General features: G+C 69.7%; 17 protein-coding genes and 1 tRNA gene. 10 read left to right on the plus strand and 8 right to left on the minus strand.

Annotation, left to right across the window (positions count from 1 at the left end):
* Positions 1-185: 185 nt before the first annotated feature.
* Positions 186-1088, minus strand: coding sequence for an N-formylglutamate amidohydrolase (locus MFF04_RS07530; protein ID WP_238274809.1), 903 nt, complete (start codon positions 1086-1088; stop codon positions 186-188).
* Positions 1089-1258: 170 nt separating this feature from the next.
* Here MFF04_RS07530 and cpdR point away from each other — a divergent pair, with 170 nt between their 5' ends.
* From cpdR to MFF04_RS07550, 4 genes are all read left to right on the plus strand, one after another.
* A complete protein-coding gene (gene cpdR / locus MFF04_RS07535; RefSeq protein WP_003603128.1) occupies positions 1259-1615 on the plus strand; it encodes a cell cycle two-component system response regulator CpdR in 357 nt (118 codons plus the stop codon).
* A gap of 108 nt (positions 1616-1723) precedes the next feature.
* Positions 1724-2005 carry a glutaredoxin 3 gene (gene grxC / locus MFF04_RS07540; protein ID WP_238274810.1) on the plus strand — a complete coding sequence of 94 codons (282 nt, stop codon included), beginning with the start codon at positions 1724-1726 and terminating at the stop codon, positions 2003-2005.
* On the plus strand, positions 1998-2852 hold the full coding sequence (locus MFF04_RS07545) for a carbon-nitrogen hydrolase family protein (protein ID WP_238274811.1): 855 nt from the start codon (positions 1998-2000) through the stop codon (positions 2850-2852). The genes grxC and MFF04_RS07545 overlap by 8 nt, the downstream gene beginning before the upstream one ends.
* Positions 2849-3286 (plus strand): DUF1178 family protein, encoded by a 438-nt coding sequence (locus MFF04_RS07550; protein ID WP_238274812.1) that lies wholly within the window; start codon positions 2849-2851, stop codon positions 3284-3286. The genes MFF04_RS07545 and MFF04_RS07550 overlap by 4 nt, the downstream gene beginning before the upstream one ends.
* 5 nt (positions 3287-3291) lie before the next feature.
* On the opposite strand, the gene MFF04_RS07555 is transcribed toward MFF04_RS07550, so the two are convergent.
* Positions 3292-3777 (minus strand): disulfide bond formation protein B, encoded by a 486-nt coding sequence (locus MFF04_RS07555; protein ID WP_238274813.1) that lies wholly within the window; start codon positions 3775-3777, stop codon positions 3292-3294.
* Position 3778: 1 nt separating this feature from the next.
* Positions 3779-4360: a YqaA family protein gene (locus MFF04_RS07560; protein WP_238274814.1), complete on the minus strand. Its 582-nt coding sequence runs from the start codon at positions 4358-4360 to the stop codon at positions 3779-3781.
* A gap of 162 nt (positions 4361-4522) precedes the next feature.
* On the opposite strand from MFF04_RS07560, the gene MFF04_RS07565 reads away from it, so the two are divergent.
* A tRNA-Leu gene (locus MFF04_RS07565) sits at positions 4523-4609 on the plus strand.
* Positions 4610-4682: 73 nt separating this feature from the next.
* Here MFF04_RS07565 and MFF04_RS07570 read toward each other — a convergent pair.
* Complete coding sequence (locus MFF04_RS07570) at positions 4683-5252, minus strand: TetR/AcrR family transcriptional regulator (protein WP_238274815.1); 570 nt, start codon at positions 5250-5252, stop codon at positions 4683-4685.
* Positions 5253-5342: 90 nt separating this feature from the next.
* On the opposite strand from MFF04_RS07570, the gene MFF04_RS07575 reads away from it, so the two are divergent.
* Both MFF04_RS07575 and MFF04_RS07580 read left to right on the plus strand, forming a co-directional pair.
* Positions 5343-6236: an alpha/beta hydrolase family protein gene (locus MFF04_RS07575; RefSeq protein ID WP_238274816.1), complete on the plus strand. Its 894-nt coding sequence runs from the start codon at positions 5343-5345 to the stop codon at positions 6234-6236.
* 91 nt (positions 6237-6327) lie between these two features.
* Positions 6328-7713 (plus strand): SGNH/GDSL hydrolase family protein, encoded by a 1386-nt coding sequence (locus MFF04_RS07580; protein ID WP_373319985.1) that lies wholly within the window; start codon positions 6328-6330, stop codon positions 7711-7713.
* Between the two features lie 28 nt (positions 7714-7741).
* On the opposite strand, the gene MFF04_RS07585 is transcribed toward MFF04_RS07580, so the two are convergent.
* From MFF04_RS07585 to gltB, 3 genes are read right to left on the minus strand one after another with little or no spacing between them, the layout of a single operon-like run.
* Positions 7742-9175: a glutamate synthase subunit beta gene (locus MFF04_RS07585; protein ID WP_238274817.1), complete on the minus strand. Its 1434-nt coding sequence runs from the start codon at positions 9173-9175 to the stop codon at positions 7742-7744.
* Between the two features lie 46 nt (positions 9176-9221).
* Positions 9222-9836 carry a glutathione S-transferase family protein gene (locus tag MFF04_RS07590; protein WP_238274818.1) on the minus strand — a complete coding sequence of 205 codons (615 nt, stop codon included), beginning with the start codon at positions 9834-9836 and terminating at the stop codon, positions 9222-9224.
* Between the two features lie 2 nt (positions 9837-9838).
* Positions 9839-14548: a glutamate synthase large subunit gene (gltB, locus tag MFF04_RS07595; RefSeq protein WP_238274819.1), complete on the minus strand. Its 4710-nt coding sequence runs from the start codon at positions 14546-14548 to the stop codon at positions 9839-9841.
* A 640-nt stretch (positions 14549-15188) separates the two neighbouring features.
* Here gltB and MFF04_RS07600 point away from each other — a divergent pair.
* Positions 15189-16097 (plus strand): hypothetical protein, encoded by a 909-nt coding sequence (locus tag MFF04_RS07600; RefSeq protein WP_238274820.1) that lies wholly within the window; start codon positions 15189-15191, stop codon positions 16095-16097.
* 4 nt (positions 16098-16101) lie between these two features.
* Here MFF04_RS07600 and fdhD read toward each other — a convergent pair whose 3' ends face one another.
* Positions 16102-16983: a formate dehydrogenase accessory sulfurtransferase FdhD gene (gene fdhD, locus MFF04_RS07605; RefSeq protein ID WP_238274821.1), complete on the minus strand. Its 882-nt coding sequence runs from the start codon at positions 16981-16983 to the stop codon at positions 16102-16104.
* 294 nt (positions 16984-17277) lie between these two features.
* Here fdhD and coxB point away from each other — a divergent pair, with 294 nt between their 5' ends.
* Entirely contained in the window at positions 17278-18114 is an 837-nt protein-coding gene (gene coxB, locus MFF04_RS07610; protein ID WP_238274822.1) for a cytochrome c oxidase subunit II, read from the plus strand.
* Positions 18115-18196: 82 nt separating this feature from the next.
* Positions 18197-19027, plus strand: an 831-nt coding sequence (locus tag MFF04_RS07615; RefSeq protein ID WP_238274823.1) for a cbb3-type cytochrome c oxidase subunit I, incomplete at its 3' end; no start/stop codon positions are given.

A 19027-nucleotide genomic window follows, 5' to 3' on the forward strand; every position in this document is an offset into this window, starting at 1 on the left:
CGACACCGTTTTTCCCTTGCAATTTGTGCGGCGCGCTCTAATTTGTGCATTGCAAGGTCGCGATGGCGTCGCGGTCTTGTAGCCCTTCTTGGGCGTTTCCTCCCTAGACTTCGGGCCGCTCCTTCGGGAGTGGCCTTTTTTCTTGGCCCTCGCGGCCGCAGGCCACGGCGCGGCGAGACCGTCGTCTACTCCGCCGCCATGCGCGGCAGGGCGAGGTCGGGAAGGTTTGCGGACACGGCCGCGACGACCGCCGCCAGAGTCTCGGTCAGCCGGAAGAAGTCGGCCGTCACCGCGAGGCTGCTCTCGTTCATGTAGAGTGCCCGGTTGATCTCGATCTGAAGGGCGTGCCGCCCAACGTTGGGCTCGCCGTAATGCTCGGTGATGAAGCCGCCGGCATAAGGCCGGTTGCGCACGACGCGCAGGCCGTGCGCCTGAAGCTCTCCCTCGAAACGCTCCACCAGCGCCGGGTCGCAGGAGGTGCCGAAGCGGTCGCCGAGCACGATGTCGGCCTTCGGCTCCTGCTCCCGGCCGAGGCTGGCCGACGGCATCGAGTGGCAATCGATAAGCACCGCCTGGCCGAACTGCCGGGCGGTGCGCTGCACGAGGCCGCGCAGCACCCGGTGGTAGGGCTTGTACAGGCCCTCGATCCGCGAGACGGCCTCCTCCACCGGCAGGCGCCGGGCGTAGATCTCCTGCCCGTCGGCCACCACCCGGGGCACCGTGCCGAGCCCGCCCGCGACCCGCATCGAGCGGGTATTGGCGAAGGCCGGCAGCCGGCCGTCGAACATGCGCGGGTCGAGCTCGAAGGGCTCCCGGTTCACGTCGAGATAGGCCCGGGGGAAGTTCGCCCGCATCAGCGGCGCGCCGAGCCCCACGACGGAGGCGAAGAGGCGCTCCACATGCGCGTCCTCCGAGCGGCGAAGGGCGTGCCCGTCGAGGCGCGAGGCGGCGAGGAAGGCCGGCGGATAGACCGCGCCGGAATGGCCGGTGTTGAAGACGTAGGGGATGGTGTGGGCCGCGGGCTCGTCCACCGCGAAGGCGGGCGCGAATCCGAAGGGATCGGGCGTGTCCGGGCTCGGCAGGCTCATCGCGGCGCGGGTCCGGGCAGGCGGGCGGTGGGCGTCATCACCTTACATTGGTGCGGCGGCCCATCCCTGTCTACGGGCGCGGGCCCTCACCCGGATCGTAACGCCTTGTTTACCATCGGCTCCCTTTATGGAATGAACCACGACTCACGAAGGCCCTCCGGAAGCGTCCGATGAAGATCCTCCTCGCGGAAGACGACAACGACATGCGCCGCTTCCTGGCCAAGGCGCTGCAGAACGCCGGCTACGACGTGCTCTCGTTCGACAACGGCCTCTCCGCCTACAACCGCCTGCGGGAAGAGCCCTTCGAGCTGCTTCTCACCGACATCGTCATGCCGGAGATGGACGGCATCGAGCTGGCCCGCCGGGCCACCGAGCTCGACCCGGACATCAAGGTGATGTTCATCACGGGCTTCGCCGCGGTCGCCCTCAACCCGGATTCGAAGGCCCCGAAGGACGCCAAGGTCCTCTCCAAGCCCTTCCACCTGCGCGATCTCGTCAACGAGGTCGAGAAGCTGCTCGCCGCCTGATCCTTTCGGGGCACGCCCGGCTCGGCTAGACAGCCCGCGGCGGTACGAACCGGCCGCCGCCGGCCTATATGCGTTGGGTCGGCGTCATCGCGAGGGGCTCGTCCAACCATGCAGCCGGTCACGATCTACACCACCGCCTGGTGCCCCTACTGCTCCGCGGCCAAGAGCCTGCTGAAGCAGAAGGGCGTCGCCTTCACCGAGATCGACGTCGAGCGGGTGAAGGATTCCCGCGAGGCCATGGTGCAGCGGGCCGGCGGCCGCACCAGCGTGCCGCAGATCTTCGTGGGCTCGACCCATGTCGGCGGCTGCGACGACCTCTACGCCCTCGACCGCGCCGGCAAGCTCGATCCGCTGCTCGGCTCCGAGGCGGCCGGAACCGCGCATGCCTGAGACAGCCTCGCGCTTCGTCGCCGCCTGCGTGCAGATGCGCTCGGGCCGCGATCCCGCGCGCAACCGGGACGACGCCGTCGCCGGCATCCGCGAGGCGGCCTCCCGCGGGGCGCAGTACGTGCAGACGCCGGAGATGACCTCCCTCGTCGAGCGCGACCGCGCCAGCCTGATGGAGAAGGTCCGCACGGCCGAGGAGGACGAGACGCTCGCCGCGCTCCGCGAGGTCGCCCGCGAGACCGGCACCCTCGTGCATGTCGGCTCGCTCGCCGTCCGCGCCGGCGGCAAGGTCGCCAACCGCGCCTTCCTGATCGACCCCGACGGGGCGCTGATTGCGGCCTACGACAAGCTCCACCTCTACGATGTCGACCTGCCGAACGGCGAGCGCTGGCGGGAGTCGGCCACCTACGAGGGCGGCTCCTGCGCGATCGTCGCGCAGACGGCGCTGGCGCCGATCGGGATCGCCATCTGCTACGACATCCGCTTCCCGGCCCTCTACCGGGCACTGGCGGAAGCCGGCGCGTCGGTGCTCACGGCGCCCGCAGCCTTCACCAAGCAGACCGGCGAGGCGCATTGGCACGTGCTTCAACGGGCGCGGGCCATCGAGACCGGCTCCTTCATGATCTCCGCCGCGCAGGGCGGACGCCACGAGGACGGGCGCGACACCTACGGCCACTCGCTGATCGTCGACCCCTGGGGGCGCGTGCTCGCGGACGCGGGGAACGCCGAGCCCGGCGTGATCCTGGCCGAGATCGACCTGTCGCTGGTGGACGACGCGCGGGCGCGCATCCCGGCCCTGAAGCACGCCCGGCCGTTCCGCGTCGAGACGGTGCCCCGGCCGGCCGCATGATCCGCTACGCGCTGGCCTGCGAGAACGGCCACGGTTTCGAGAGCTGGTTCCCGTCGAGCGAGTCCTACGACGATCAGGTCGCGCGCGGGCTCGTCTCTTGCCCGCATTGCGGCTCCGTCAAAGTGACGAAGCAGGTCATGGCGCCGAGCCTCGGCGCTTCGCGCGAGCGGTTCGAGACGCCGGCGGCACCCGTGCCGATGGTGGCCGAGCCGGAGCGGCGGCTGCGCGAGCTTCTGCGCGCGGTGCGCCGCGAGCTGACGGAATCGGCCGAGCATGTCGGCCCGCGCTTCGCCGAGGAGGCGCGCCGCATCCACTACGGCGAGGCGGAAGGCCGGGCGATCTACGGCGAGGCGAGCGCCGAGGAGGCCCGCGCCCTCGTCGACGAGGGCATCGAGGTAGCCCCTCTCCCCGTGCTGCCCGACGACCGGAACTGAGCCGCTCAGCGCACCAGCGCCCCGCGTCCTGCGATCGCGGCGAGGGCGACGGCGATGAGCGCATTCCAGCCCGCCAGCGAGACGCCGAGGAAACGCCAAGCCGCCGTCGAGCAGTCGGTGACACGGGTGGTCTTGAGGCTGTCCAGGAACGAGCCGACATCGGCCGGCGCCGCGCCGCTGCCGCCGCCGCAATCGGTCGGCCCCTGCCAGAGGCCCCATTCCGCCCCGGCATGGTAGGTGCCGAGCCCTGCCCCGTAGAGCATCACCACGGCGACGAGCCCGAGAACGAGCCGCCCGAGCCGTGCCGGCAGGAAAGGCACCGCCGCCGCCAGCGGGATGGTCAGGTAGTAGGGAATCCGCTCGGTCAGGCAGAGCTTGCACGGCACGTAGCCGAGCCCGTGCTCGAACACGAGCGCACCGCCGACCGTGAGGATCGCTCCGGCGAGGACGAGAAGCGCCGCGCGGCCGCAGCCCGATGCGAGGGCATTCATCCTAGAGAACCAGCTTGAACAGGGCGAAGCCGAGCACGACCACCGCCACCGAGATCGCCGCGACCGCGTTCAGGTGCCGGTCGAGCACGCCGCGGATCTGCACGCCGAAGCGGCTCAGCAGCGCCGCGAGCAGGAAGAAGCGTGCCCCCCGCGTGATCACCGACAGCAGCACGAACCAGAATAGGCTGTAATGGGCAAAGCCCGAGGTGATGGTCACGAGCTTGTAGGGGATCGGCGTCAGGCCCTTGAGCAGGATCACCCAGTGACCGTAGCGGGCATAGGATTCCTCGAAGGTCGTTGCCGCCCCCTCGAGCCCGTAGACCCGGAACACCCAGGCGCCCACGGAATCGAACAGCAGCGCGCCGATGGCGTAGCCGACGAGGCCGCCGAGCACCGAGGCCACCGTGGCGATGGTGGCGTAGAGCCAGACCCGATCAGGCCGGCTCACGGCCATCGGCACCATCATCGCATCCGGCGGGACAGGGAAGAACGAACTCTCCGCGAAGGAGACGAGGCCGAGCGCCCAGGGCGCGGAGGGCTTGCCCGCCAGGGCAAGGACCCACTCGTAGAGACGGCGCAGCATGGATCTCGGCGTGTCCGGAACGGTTGCGGCGCCCTTTGAGCACACCCGCGCCGGAGTGGCGAGGACCGGAGCGCATCGCATCGCGCCTCGCGGCGGACGGCCGCGCTTTCGAGGTCCCCAAGCGCGGCGGGGCATGCTACGAGGCGCGTGGCCCCGTGCCCTGCGGGCGTGGCGGAACTGGTAGACGCAGCGGACTCAAAATCCGCCGTCCTCACGGATATGTCGGTTCGAGTCCGACCGCCCGCACCACCATCGTCTCTGACCCGGCCCCGGTCGCTCGATGCATCGCGACCGTCTCGTGCGGATTGTCCCGCACGGTGGATCACCCCCTGATCAGGATGACGGCCGCCTCGCCGGCGCTTTCCATGTAGCTCTCATCGCGATGGAGCAGCACGACGGCAAAGGCGCCGTCGAGGAGCAGGACGATCTGCCGCGCCAGTTGCCGAGCCATATCCGCTGGCCGGGTCTCTTGCAGAACCGAGGTCAGCCAGTCCTCGACTCCCCTCTTATGTTTGCGCCCCGCGACGATGGCGGGATGGCCCGGCATGTTGACGAGCTCGACCGAGGTCCGAAGGAAGCCGCATCCCTTCCATTTGGGATGGCGGGCCGACGTTGCGAGATTGCGGAAGATGCCCCGCACCTTATCGGCCGTATCGCCGGGGGTCTCGGCATACCAGCGCTGGAAAAGCGCAAGATTGGGCTGATCCCGCGTCGACAGATAGGCCTCGATCAGATCGTCCTTGCTGCGGAAGTGGTAGTAGAGCGTCCTCTTGGTCACCTTCGCCTTTGCCGCGACCGCATCCATGCTGACGGCACGGATGCCCTCCGCGTAAAAAAGCCTTCCCGCCGCAGCGACGATGCGCTCGCGCGTAGGAGCAACGGTCTGATCCATGGGCCTAGGTATACCGACCAGTGAATATACGCCAGTCGGCCGGACGCCTATCGAGACCCTACGAGCCGCAGATCGCAGCAGGGTACGGGCATGGATGGCGAGCCGGTCGAGATCGTGACCCGCGACGATGTGCGTCTCGGCGGTCATCTATGGCGCGGACCGGGTGAGACGGCGGCCGGCGCCATCATCATCAACCCCGCGACGGGGGTGCTCGCACGCTACTATCACCGCTACGCGCGCTTCCTCGCCGGACATGGGTTCGACGTTCTCACCTACGATTACCGCGGTATCGGCCGGTCCCGGCCGGAGAGGCTCGCCGGCTGCGGCTATCGCTGGAGGGACTGGGGCGAACGCGATTTCGAGGCTGCTCTCGGGTTCATGCGCAAACGAGCGCGTGGGGGTGACCTGATGGTGGTCGGGCACAGCATCGGCGGCTTCCTGCCCGGCCTCGCGGAGAGTGCCGCAGCGGTCGACCGCATGCTGACGATCGGGGCTCAATATGCCTGGTGGGGCGACTATGCCCTCCGCCGGCGACTGAATCTCTTCCTCAAATGGCATGTGGCGATGCCGGCTCTGACGGCCGCATGCGGCTATTTCCCCGGTCGCCGGCTCGGCTGGCTGGAGGATCTTCCGGCAGGCGTCGCCAACGAGTGGAGCTTTCGGGGGCCGCGATTCGAACGGAGCCATCCGACGGCGGAAAGGCACCGGGTCCTGGAACGCATGGCAGCCGTGAAGGCGTCGATCCTTGCGGTGGCGGTATCCGACGATGAACTCGGCACCTTGACGGCCGTTCGCCGTACGCTGGCCTACTACGAGGGAGCCGAGAGAACGGTGATCCTGGTCCACCCATCCGACTATGGCTGCGCGACACTGGGTCACTTCAGTCTTTTCCATGACAGCCATGCGGCCGGCTTCTGGTCCGATACGCTCCTGTGGTTACGCGAGCGGCGCCACCCGTGGTCGAGCTGTATCGTACCGGCCTGAGCGACACGCGTCCGTCCGGGCCGGTCACCGCCCTTGGACGCGCTGCGACCGATCCTATAGGCTCCCAGCGGTGATGTACGGAGAGCGGGGCATGGCGCGCGGACTGACGGGCACCGGCTTCGGCGGATCCCTTCTCGCAATCATGCTCGGGGCAGGCGCGGCCCTGCTTGGCCTGCCCGCGCCCGCCGCCGCGCAGTGGGGCGACAGCTACGACCGGCCCCAGCAGGAATACTACGCGCCGCCGCGCCGCCGCGCCCGCGACGGGTACTATCGCGACGACGGCGCCTCCGCCCGCCGCTACCCGCCCCAGCAGGAGGCGCCGCGCCAGTTCTACTGGCCCTGGGAGGACCGGCCGCAGGCGGTGGAGCCGCGCCAGGAGCCCGCCTACCGGCCGTCCCGCCCGCCCCGCCAGAAGCCGCCCGCGAGCGCGCAGCGCCCGAGGACCCGCCCCGACAGAGTGCCGGACACGGCCGCCCAGCAGAAGCCGCCGCAGAAGGTGGAGCCGACCACGCAGATCGCGGTGTTCGGCGACTCTCTCGCCGAGCATCTCAGCCGCGGCCTCGACGACGCGTTCGAGGACAATGCCGACGTGCTCGTCGTCAACCGCTCGCGGGGCGACAGCGGTCTCGTCCGCCAGGACGTGGTCGACTGGGCGAAGGCGGCGGAGGACTACCTCAAGGCCAACCCGAAGGTGAACTACGCCCTGGTGATGCTCGGCGTGAATGACCGCCAGCCGATCCGCGACGGCGACCAGATGCAGGAAGCCCTGAGCCCACGCTGGCGGGAGATCTACCAGGCGCGGGTCGACGCGCTGGTGAAGGTCTTCACCGATCGCAAGATTCCGCTGATCTGGGTCGGCACGCCGCCGGTGCGCGGCGACAGCCTGACGACGGCGCTCGCCTCCATCAACGACCTCGTGCGCGAGCGCGTGACGAAGGCCGGCGCCACATATGCCGACATCTGGCCGGGCTTCGTGGACGATCGCGGCCGTTATGTCGTCTCGGGACCGGACGTCGAGGGGCAGACGGCGAAGCTGCGCACATCGGACGGCGTGCATTTCACCCATTCCGGCGCGCGCAAGCTCGCGCATTTCGCCGACGTGGAGCTCAAGCGTCTGATGGGCAACGCCGCGCCCGGCGCGGTCGACCAGCCGGCCGCCTCCATCGCCGCGACGCCCGGCGGTCCGGGCCTCGACGGCGGCGCGAAGGCCGACGACACCGCGGCCATCGACCGGCAGATCACGGCAATGCTCCCGAGCCTGCCCGAGCCGCCCGGCATCCCGACCCTGCCGGTCAAGCCGGTGGCGGGGCCCGTCGTGCCCCTCGGCAGGCCGGAGGTCTCGCCGGGCGGCGCGCTGATGAGCGGACGCCCCGGCGGGGAGGACCCGTCCGGCGCCGTGGAGCGCACGCTTCAGCGGGGCGCCGCCCCCCTCTCGCAGCCGGGCCGGGCGGACGACTTCCGCTGGCCGCCGGGCTGAGAGCAGGCGACCATCCGATCAGGCCGGCTCAGCGCGGCAGAACGCTCGCGCCGGTGAGCGCGATGTCGATGGAGCGGGCCGCCTGGCGGCCTTCCCGGATCGCCCAGACCACGAGGGACTGGCCGCGGCGCATGTCGCCGGCGACGTAGATCTTCTCGTTCGAGGTCCGGTAGTCGTCGTCGTTGGCGACGACGTTGCTGCGCTTGTCCATGGCGACGCCGGACTGCTCCAGCATGCCCTTGCGCACGGAGCCGGCGAAGCCGATCGCCATGAAGACGAGGTCGGCCGGCAGCACGAACTCGCTACCCTCGATCGGCTGGCGCTTGGCGTCGACGCGGGCGCAGACGACGCCGGTGACGCGGCCCTTCTTGCCTTCGAGCCGCAGCGTCGCGGCCTGGAACTCGCGCTCGGCGCCCTCCGCCTGGCTGGAGGAGGTCCGCATCTTGGTCGGCCAGTACGGCCAGACCGAGAGCTTGTCCTCGCGCTCCGGAGGGCGCGGGCGGATGTCGAGCTGCGTGACCGAGAGCGCGCCCTGGCGGAAGGCCGTGCCGACGCAGTCCGAAGCGGTGTCGCCGCCGCCGATCACCACGACGTTCTTGCCGCTGGCCAGGATCGGCTCCTCGCCGTTGCCGCGCATCGGCTCGGCGCCGACGCGGCGGTTCGACTGCACGAGGTAGGGCATCGCGTAGTGAACGCCCTGGAGATCGTCCTGCCCCGGGAGCTGCGGGTTGCGCGGGTCCTCCGCGCCGCCGGCGAAGAGCACGGCGTCGAACTCAGCGGTCAGCTCTTCGACCTGCTTCGTGACGCCGATGTTCTGGTTGTAGTGGAAGACGACGCCCTCGGCCTCCATCTGCTTCACGCGCCGGTCGATGTGGCGCTTCTCCATCTTGAAGTCGGGGATGCCGTAGCGGAGAAGGCCGCCCGCCTTCGGCTCGCGCTCGAAGACGTGCACGTCGTGGCCGACGCGGGCGAGCTGCTGGGCGGCGGCGAGCCCGGCCGGGCCGGAGCCGACGACCGCCACCCGCTTGCCGGTGCGGACCTCGGACGGCTCGGGCTTGATCCAGCCCATGTTCCAGGCGCGGTCGGCGATGGCCTGCTCGATGGTCTTGATCGCCACCGGCTGGTTCTCGAGGTTCAGCGTGCAGGCCTCCTCGCAGGGCGCGGGGCAGATGCGGCCGGTGAACTCGGGAAAGTTGTTGGTAGAGTGGAGATTGCGCGCCGCCTCCTCCCAGTCGGACTGGTAGACGAGTTCGTTCCAGTCCGGGATCTGATTGTGCACGGGGCAGCCGGTCGGGCCGTGGCAGAACGGAATGCCGCAATCCATGCAGCGGGCCGCCTGCTTCTTCAGGTCGTGCTCGTCGAGCGGCAGGGTGAACTCGCGGAAGTGCCGCACGCGGTCCGCGGCGAGCTGATACTTCTGCTCCTGCCGGTCGAACTCGAGGAAGCCCGTGATCTTGCCCATCGGAGGTACTCGGTATCGGTAGGAAATCTCGACTGCCGTGATCCGGTCAGTGACCGGCAACGGCAACGGTGGCGTTGGGAGCGAGCCCGAATGCAGTCCTGCAGCGGTCGAGCCAGTTCAGGATAGCCGGCCTTCGCGTCAGGTCGAATCCACCTTCGTCCGCCCACTGCGTGTAAGCGAAAAGGGCGACGTCGGCGATCGTCGCGCCGGAACCGGCGAACCAGGGCGCCCGAGTGAGATGCTGATCCATCAGGTCCAGCGCCGCCTCGCCGCGTGCAACTCGGGTCGGATCCCGCGCCTCGCGCGGCACGCCACGAAACTTCATCTCCGCCCTGCAGACCGCGATCGCCGGTTCGTGACTGTACTGCTCCCAGAACAGCCATTGATCGACGACGGCCGCGTCGAATGCGTCCTCTTCGGGCAACAGTGAGCTGCCGCGGGCGAGGTAGCGGATGATGGCATTCGATTGGCTCAGTCGTCGGTGATCGTCGAATATCACTCCAGGAATCTGACCCATCGGGAACAGCGCGAGATAGGCCGGCGTCCGCGTCGCGCCGCTGAGTGCGTCGACCTGCTCCCATGAATAGGCAAGACCAAGAGCATCGGCGACGATCTTGATCTTTAGGCAGTTTCCCGACGCGAGGTCGCCGTAGATCTTCATTCCTACTCCGCCGCCACCGGCATGCGGGCCTGTTCCATCTCGCGCAGCGCCCGGCGGTACTCGACCGGCATCACCTTGACGAACTTGGTCCGGTAGCCGGCCCAGTCGTCGAGGATGGCCTTCGCCTTCGGGGAGCCTGTGTACTTGAGATGGTTGGTGAGGATCTGCGACAGGCGCTCCTCGTCGTGGCCCGACATGTCCGCGAGGATGTCGACCCGGCCCTTGGTCTCGAGGTCGCCGTCCTGGTGGAAGCGGCGCATGAGGTCGTCCTCCTCCTCGACGGGCTCGAGATCGACCATGGAGAGGTTACAGCGCGACGAGAACGAGCCGTCCTCGTCGAGCACGTAGGCGATGCCGCCGGACATGCCCGCCGCGAAGTTGCGTCCGGTCTCGCCGATCGAGACCACGACGCCGCCGGTCATGTACTCGCAGCCATGGTCGCCCATGCCCTCGACCACGGTGATGGCGCCGGAGTTGCGCACGGCGAAGCGCTCGCCGGCAGCGCCCCGGATGTAGCACTCGCCTGCGATCGCCCCGTAGAGCACCGTGTTGCCGGCCATGATCGTCCGGTCCGGGTCGGCCTTGAGGGCCTCGCTCGGGCGGATGATGAGCTTGCCGCCCGACAGGCCCTTGCCGACGTAGTCGTTGGCGTGGCCGACGACCTCCAGGGTGATGCCGGCGGCGAGCCAGGCCCCGAAGCTCTGGCCGGTGGTGCCGGTGAGCTTCACGGTGATGGTGTCGTCCGGCAGGCCCTCGTGGCCGTGGGCCTTGGCGACGGCGCCCGACAGCATGGCCCCGGCCGCGCGGTCCGAGTTGCGGATCGTGTCGGTGACGGTGACGGGCTCGCCGGTGTCGATGGCCGACTGCGCGCCGGCGATGAGCCGCCGGTCAAGCACCTCGTCGATCGGATGGTGCTGGCGCTCGACATGGCGGATCGCCACCTCGGGGCCGACCTCGGGACGGTGGAACAGCTTCGAGAAGTCAAGCCCCCGCGCCTTCCAGTGCTGGATGGCCTCGACCTTGTCGAGCAGGTCCGAGTGGCCGACGATGTCCTCGAACTTGGTGAAGCCCATCGCGGCCATCAGCTCGCGCACCTCTTCCGCGACGTAGAAGAAGTAGTTCACCACGTGCTCGGGCGTGCCCTTGAAGCGCTTCCTCAGCACCGGATCCTGGGTCGCGACGCCCACGGGACAGGTGTTGAGGTGGCACTTGCGCATCATGATGCAGCCGGCGGCGATGAGCGGCGCGGTCGAGAAGCCGAACTGGTCGGCGCCGAGCAGCGCGGCCACCACCACGTCGCGACCGGTGCGCAAGCCGCCGTCGGCCTGGAGGGCGACGCGCCCGCGCAGGCCGTTGATGACGAGCGTCTGCTGCGTCTCGGCGAGCCCGGTCTCCCAGGGGCCGCCCGCGTGCTTGATCGAGGTGAGCGGGGCCGCACCCGTGCCGCCGTCGAAGCCCGAGATGGTGATGTGGTCGGCCCGCGCCTTGGCGACGCCCGCCGCGACGGTGCCGACGCCGACCTCCGAGACGAGCTTCACCGAGACGTCGGCCGCCGGGTTGACGTTCTTCAGGTCGAAGATGAGCTGCGCCAGATCCTCGATCGAATAGATGTCGTGGTGGGGCGGCGGCGAGATCAGGCCGACACCCGGCGTCGAGTAGCGGACCTTGGCGATCTTGGCGTCGACCTTGTGACCGGGCAGCTGACCTCCTTCACCCGGCTTCGCTCCCTGTGCCACCTTGATCTGCATCATGTCGGCGTTGACCAAGTACTCGGTGGTCACGCCGAAGCGGCCCGAGGCGACCTGCTTGATCGCCGAGCGGCGGGAGCGCCCGTCAGGCAGCGGCTTGAAGCGCTCGACCTCCTCGCCGCCCTCGCCCGAGTTCGAGCGGCCGCCGAAGGAGTTCACGGCGATGGCGAGCGTCTCGTGCGCCTCCTTCGAGATCGAGCCGTAGGACATCGCCCCGGTGGCGAAGCGGCGCACGATCTCGGCGGCCGGCTCGACGGCATCGATGTCGACCGGCGCGCGGCCGATCTCCTCGGCGGTGCGGATGCGGAAGAGCCCGCGCAGGGTCTTGAGGTGGCTCTCCTGCTCGTTCACGAGCCGCGCGTACTCGCGGTAGCGCTCCGGCAGGCCGAGGCGCACGGCGTGCTGGAGGGTCGCGACGCTATCGGGCGTCCAGGTGTGGGTCTCGCCGCGCAGCCGGTAGGCGTACTCGCCGCCGACATCGAGCGCGTTCCGATAGATCGGCGCGTCGCCGAAGGCGTCGCGATGGCGCCGCACGGTCTCCTCGGCGACCTCGGCCATGCCGACGCCCTCGACGGTCGTGGCCGTGCCGAAGAAGTCGCGGGCGACGAAGGCCGAGTTCAGGCCCACCGCGTCGAAGATCTGCGCGCCGCAATAGGACTGGTAGGTGGAGATGCCCATCTTGGACATCACCTTCAGCAGCCCCTTGTCGATCGACTTGATGTAGCGGGAGACGATCTCGTCGTCGACGAGGTCCGGCGGCAGCTCGTCCTTCATGGCGAGCAGGGTCTCGAAGGCGAGGTACGGGTTCACGGCCTCGGCGCCGTAGCCGGCCAAGCACGCGAAGTGATGGACCTCGCGGGGCTCGCCCGACTCGACCACGAGGCCGACCGAGGTGCGAAGCCCCTTGCGGATCAGGTAGTTGTGGACCGCCGCCGTCGCGAGGAGCGCCGGAATCGGGATGCGGTCCGGCCCGACCGCCCGGTCGGACAGGATGATGATGTTGTAGCCGCCGCGCACCGCGACCTCAGCCCGGTCGCAGAGGCGGTCGAGGGCGCCCTCCATGGCCGCCGCGCCGGTCTCGGCGGGGTAGGTCATGTCGAGGGTCTTGGTGTCGAAGCGGTCCTCGAAATGACCGATCGAGCGGATCTTCTCGAGGTCGCCGTTGGTCAGAATCGGCTGGCGGACCTCCAGGCGCTTCTTGCGGGAAGCCCCCTCCATGTCGAGCAGGTTTGGCCGCGGCCCGATGAACGAGACGAGGCTCATCACGGCCTCCTCGCGGATCGGGTCGATCGGCGGGTTCGTGACCTGCGCGAAGTTCTGCTTGAAGTAGGTGTAGAGGGACTTCGGCTTGTCCGAGAGCGCCGAGAGCGGCGTGTCGGAGCCCATGGAGCCCACCGCCTCCTGGCCGGTCACGGCCATGGGCTGCATGAGGAGCTTGAGGTCCTCCTGGCTGTAGCCGAAGGCTTGCTGGCGATCGAGCAGGCTCACGTCCGAGCGGGTCTCGCGGGCGGTGACGGGCTTCAGGTCCTCCAGCACGATCTGGGTGTTGCGGACCCACTCCGCGTAGGGGTGCGCGGCGGCGAGCTCGCCCTTGATCTCCTCGTCGGAGACGATGCGGCCCTTCTGAAGGTCGATGAGCAGCATCCGGCCGGGCTGGAGCCGCCAGGACTCGACGATCCGCGCATCCTCGATCGGCAGCACGCCCATCTCGGAGGCGAGCACCACGAGGCCGTCGTCGGTGACGATGTAGCGGGCCGGGCGCAGGCCGTTGCGGTCGAGCGTCGCGCCGATCTGGCGGCCGTCGGTGAAGCAGACCGCGGCGGGGCCGTCCCACGGCTCCATCAGCGCGGCGTGGTACTCGTAGAAGGCGCGCCGCTCCTCGCTCATCAGCGGGTTGCCGGCCCAGGCCTCGGGGATGAGCATCATCATCGCGTGGGCGAGCGGGTAGCCGCCCTGCACGAGGAACTCGAGGGCGTTGTCGAAGCAGGCGGTGTCGGACTGGCCTTCGTAGGAGATCGGCCAGAGCTTCGAGATGTCGTTGCCGAACAGCTCCGAATCGACGCTCGCCTGGCGGGCGGCCATCCAGTTCACGTTGCCGCGCAGCGTGTTGATCTCGCCGTTATGCGCGACCATCCGGTAGGGATGCGCGAGGCGCCAGGTGGGGAAGGTGTTGGTCGCGAAGCGCTGGTGCACCAGGGCCAGCGCCGAGACGAAGCGCGCGTCCTGGAGATCGAGGAAGTAGCGGCCGAGCTGGTGGACCAGCACCATGCCCTTGTAGACCACGGTCCGGCTCGACACCGAGACCGGGTAGAACTCCATCAGGCGCTTGTCGTCGTGGGCGTAGACGCGGCTCGAGATGAGCTTGCGGGCGACGTAGACCCGCCGCTCGAACGCGTCCTGGTCCGAGACGCTCGCCGGGCGGCCGACGAAGACCTGGGCGTGATGCGGCTCGGTCTTGCGCACGGCAGGACCGAGGTTCTGCGAATCGACCGGCACGTCGCGCCAGCCGAGCAGCGGCAGCCCCTCCTCCGCCAGCGAGCGCTCGACGATCTCGACGACGATGCGGCGGGCATCCTCCGGCGCCGGCAGGAAGAACTGGCCGATGGCGTACTCGCCGGAGGCCGGCAGCTCGAAGCCGAGGCGCGAGCACTCCTCCGCGAAGAAGGCGTGGGGGATCTGGGTGAGGATGCCGCAGCCGTCGCCCATGGTCGGGTCGGCGCCGACCGCTCCGCGATGGTCGAGGTTCTCGAGGATCTTCAGGCCCTGCTGGACGATGGCGTGGGTGCGCCGGTCGTGCATGTCGGCGATGAAGCCGACGCCGCAGGCGTCCCGCTCGTGGGCCGGATCGTAGCTGCCCTGCGCCTTCGGGAACGCCGGGTCGCGGACGGTCAGCGGGGCGCGACCCTCGCGGGAGGCGGGCAGAGCCGGGGCGGTCTTCGCGATCTCGTCGGTCACGCGCTTCATCCCTGTCGTTCGGCCCGAGCCTCGGGCCGGGCCGCATGCGAGCATGTTTCGTGCCCGGTCATCAACCGATGCCGGGCCGCGGTGTTCGTGTCTCGGGTTTCGGGCGACGGCCCGGTCAAGGCGCGCCCGCATCCCGCGGGCTCGACCTCTGCCTGTCGTTCAGGCAGCGCCGGCCCGGATCGCCTGCGTGGCGACCGGCTTCGGATCTCGTTTCGACGTCGCGACGATCATCGCGGGCAACCCCAGGGCGCGGGAACGGCGCCGGAATGAGACAGCACTGCTGTCCTAACGCTGGAACCTGACAGATTTCAAACGTTCCAGCAAGGGTCTGCGCGGCACGCGCGCGTGTTTTCCGTGGGCCTGCATCCGCTACTCTCTCGGCCGGTTTGGAGACAAGCCCGGAAACGCTTCGTCCGGCGGGTGCCGTGCCGGTCCCGCATTGTCGCCTCAATCGAATGGTGAATCGCCTCTCGCCGAGCACAAGCGGCATGCGGGGCAACGTCTTCGCCGGGACCGCCGAAGGATCCGCGGGAACGCGGGCCTTCGGCACGGTGCCCATCGAGCCGCGCGGTCCGGCACGACCGCCTTGGCGCTCGACGCCCCGCGATGAAGCCCTGCATGACGCGGGCGAGGAATCACGATGGACTCCAGCAATCGCATGACCGGCCGAACCGCCCGCGCCCTGCTCGCCGGGCTGGTCCTGTCCGCCGCCGGCGCCGCGACGGTGCCGGCGCAGGCCCAGTACGTCTACGACGACGTGCTGCTGCCGCCGCGGGCCGTGGCGTGGCGTCTCGGCGAGCGCGGCTATAGCGGCCTCTCCCGCCCGCGATTCGACGGGCGTGCCTACGTGGTCGAGGCCTTCGCGCCCGACGGCGGCCGGGTGCGGCTGTTCGTGGACGCGCGCGACGGCATCATCCTCGGCCGCCAGCGCCTCGGCGAGCCGGTCTACGCGCCGCCGCCGGTGCGCGTCGCCCGCCCGGCGGCGCCGGGCTACGGCTGGACCGAGGACGACATGGCGCAGGGACGGCTCGTGCCGCCCGCCAACATCCCCTACCCCGGTGTCCAGGCCGAGCCGCGCCGGCCCGTCATCCGCTCCGAGACTCCGGTTCGCCGCGCGGAGCTGCCGGCCCGTCCCGACGCCGTCGACCCCAACACTCTCGGCCTGAACCCCGACGCGCAGCGACGCCCCGAGCCGGCGCGCAAGGCGAAGGCAGTTGCTCCCGCGACCGCCGCGAAGCCCCGGATCGCGCCCGAGCCCCCCGTCGCCAAGGCCCCGGAGCCCTCCGCCGCCGAGACGAAGCCGGCGCCCGTCGAGGCGAAGCCCGCCGCGGACGAGCCCGCCAAGGTCGCCGCTCGGCCCGAGCCCTCCGCCGCGCCGGCTCCGGCGGCGCCGACGCCGGCCTCGGTCCAGCCGCCTCCGCAGGAGAAGGCGGCGGACTCTTCCTGGAAGGAGCCTCCGACCGAGAAGCGCAACGTGCGCGTCATCGGCGGCGCCACGATGGTGCCCGGCGACGCGAAGAGCGACGCGCAGATGCCCCGCGCCGAGTAGCGCCTCAGGCGGGGGCCGCCTCGGCGCCGGACCGGACGGCGGGCATCAGCCGCTCCCCGCCGTGGAAGACCGTGAGATTGTCGTCGCGGGCGATGGCGCAGAGCGTCAGCCCGTGGGTTCGCGCCCGCTGCAGGGCGAGCGAGGTCGGCGCCGAGATCGCCACGACGACCGCCGCGCCGAAGCGGACGGCCTTCTCGACCATCTCGAACGAGCAGCGGCTGGTGATGACGAGAAAGCCGCCGCGCGGGTCCGTGCCCGCCCGCATCAGCGCGCCGATCAGCTTGTCGAGGGCGTTGTGGCGGCCGACATCCTCGCGCAGCGCCACGAGCCGCCCGTCGAGGTCGGCCCAGGCCGCGGCATGGACCGCCCGCGTCTCGCGGTTGAGGCTCTGCGCGCCGAACAGCGCCGCGAGGGCGCGGGCGATCGCCGCCATCTCCACCGACACGTCCCCGCCCGGCCGCGCCACGGCGAGGGGCAGCGCCGCCAGGTCCTCGATGCCGCAGACGCCGCAGCCCGTGCGGCCGCTCAAGGCACGCTTGCGCGCGAGGTGCTCGCGCAGCCGCCCGGGCGCGAGATCGACGACGAGCCGCAGCCCCTCCTCCGCCGCCTCGACCCGCGCCGCGCGGATCTCCTCCGCCGCCTCGACGATCCCCTCCGTCAGGCTGAAGCCGTAGGCGAAGTCCTCGAGATCGGCCGGCGTCGTCATCATCACCGCGTAGGGAACGCCGCCGTAGACGAGGTTGACCGGCATCTCGACGGCGAGCGCCCGCGCATCCTCATGCGCCGGAGCGGCATCGTAGGGCACGACCCGGGTCGGCACGCGCACGGAGGTCGGAACCGTGCGCGGATCGGGGAAAGCGGCCGTCTCGGGCGTGTTGTCGGGCATCGGGACTCGCGGTGCCGTCGCCGACGGCTCTCTTGTCGCAGCATATAGTCCTTTCGGCCGATGCGCAGGAGGCGCACGGCTACGGCGGGCGATCCGCGAGCTGGAAAGACTCGAAGAAAGCGCGTCCGTGCGACGCCGTTGCGGTTGCGCGGACCGCGGCCTTGTGTTCTGAGGTCGCGGGAGGACGATGCCCGTGTGCCGCGCGAGCGTTGTCCAGGGTCATAAGCTTACACATCGCGCCCTCCGTCATCGGGGTTAGCGCGGGACGCGGACAAGGGAGCCTCGATAAGCGAGATGCGGACGGCGCTGACGATCAACCGCTCATGGCGAGCACTCGGGGCGTTCACCGCCCTCGTAGCCTCCTCCTCGGCCGCCTTCGCCGCCGGCATCGGCCAGCCCGTTCCGTGGCAGATGGACCGCCAGGTCGCCGTCACCGAGAACGCCCGCGAGATTCATACCTTCGAGCATGGCCTGCACTGGCTCTCGCTCCTGATCTCGCTCTTCGTGCTCGGGCTGATCGTGTGGTGCATCTACCGCTTCAGCGAGAAGCGGAACCCGACCCCCTCGCGCACCACCCACAACACCGCCATCGAGGTCGCCTGGACGATCGTTCCGGTCCTGATCCTCGTCGCCGTGGCGATCCCCTCCTTCCGGCTCCTGCGCGTGCAGCTCTCGGACCCCAAGGCCGACGTGATCGTGAAGGTCATCGGCCACGCCTGGTACTGGACCTACGAGTACCCGACCGACCAGGGCGGCGGCTTCACCTTCGACGCCAACATCGACGAGGACAAGCAGCCGAAGCTGCTCGCCACGGACAACGACATGGTCGTACCGGTGAACAAGGTCGTGAAGGTGCAGGTCACGGCGACCGACGTGATCCATTCCTGGGCCGTGCCGTCCTTCGGCTTCAAGATCGACGCGCTTCCCGGCCGCCTCAACCAGTTCTGGTTCAAGGCCGACCGCGAGGGCACCTACTACGGTCAGTGCTCCGAGCTCTGCGGCCAGCGTCACGCCTACATGCCGATCACCGTCCGCGTGGTCAGCGACCAGGCCTACGCCCAGTGGCTGACGGAAGCGAAGACGAAGTACGCCCGCATCGAAGGCGGCTCGAAGTTCGCCGACGCCCGCTGAGCGCGCGGCCGGGCCATCGCCTCGCAGGCGGCGCCCCGGCCATCACGACACCGACACGCCGACAAGCCGTAGGGTACCATCCATGGCCACCGCCGCAGCACATGCCGGGCACGACGCCCATCACGACCACAAGCCGTCCTTCTTCGCCCGCTGGTTCCTCTCGACGAACCACAAGGACATCGGCACGCTCTACCTGCTGTTCGCCTTCTGCGCGGGCATGATCGGCGCCTTCCTCTCCTTCGCGATCCGCATGGAGATGGAGACGCCCGGCCTGCAGTACTTCGCCAATCCGGCGACCTACAACGTCTTCGTGACCGGCCACGGCCTCATCATGGTGTTCTTCATGGTGATGCCGGCGCTCATCGGCGGCTTCGGCAACTGGTTCGTGCCCCTGATGATCGGCGCGCCGGACATGGCGTTCCCACGCATGAACAACATCTCGTTCTGGCTGACGGTGTCGGGCTTCCTCTGCCTGCTCTGCTCGCTGTTCGTGGAAGGCGCTCCCGGCGCCTCGGGTGCGGGCACCGGCTGGACGGTCTACCCGCCGCTCTCCTCGAGCACCGGCCACCCCGGCCCGGCGGTCGACTTCGCCATCTTCGCGCTGCACCTCTCGGGTGCCGGCTCGATCCTCGGCGCGATCAACTTCATCACCACGATCCTCAACATGCGCGCCCCCGGCATGACGCTGCACAAGATGCCGCTCTTCGCCTGGGCCGAGCTCGTCACCGCCTTCCTGCTGCTGCTGTCGCTGCCGGTGCTCGCCGGCGCGATCACCATGCTGCTCACGGACCGCAACTTCGGGACGACCTTCTTCGACCCGGCCGGCGGCGGCGACCCGATCCTCTACCAGCACCTGTTCTGGTTCTTCGGTCACCCCGAAGTGTACATCATGATCCTGCCGGCCTTCGGCATC

Origin of the sequence: Methylobacterium jeotgali (genome assembly GCF_022179345.1) — a bacterium.
Lineage (GTDB): Bacteria > Pseudomonadota > Alphaproteobacteria > Rhizobiales > Beijerinckiaceae > Methylobacterium > Methylobacterium jeotgali.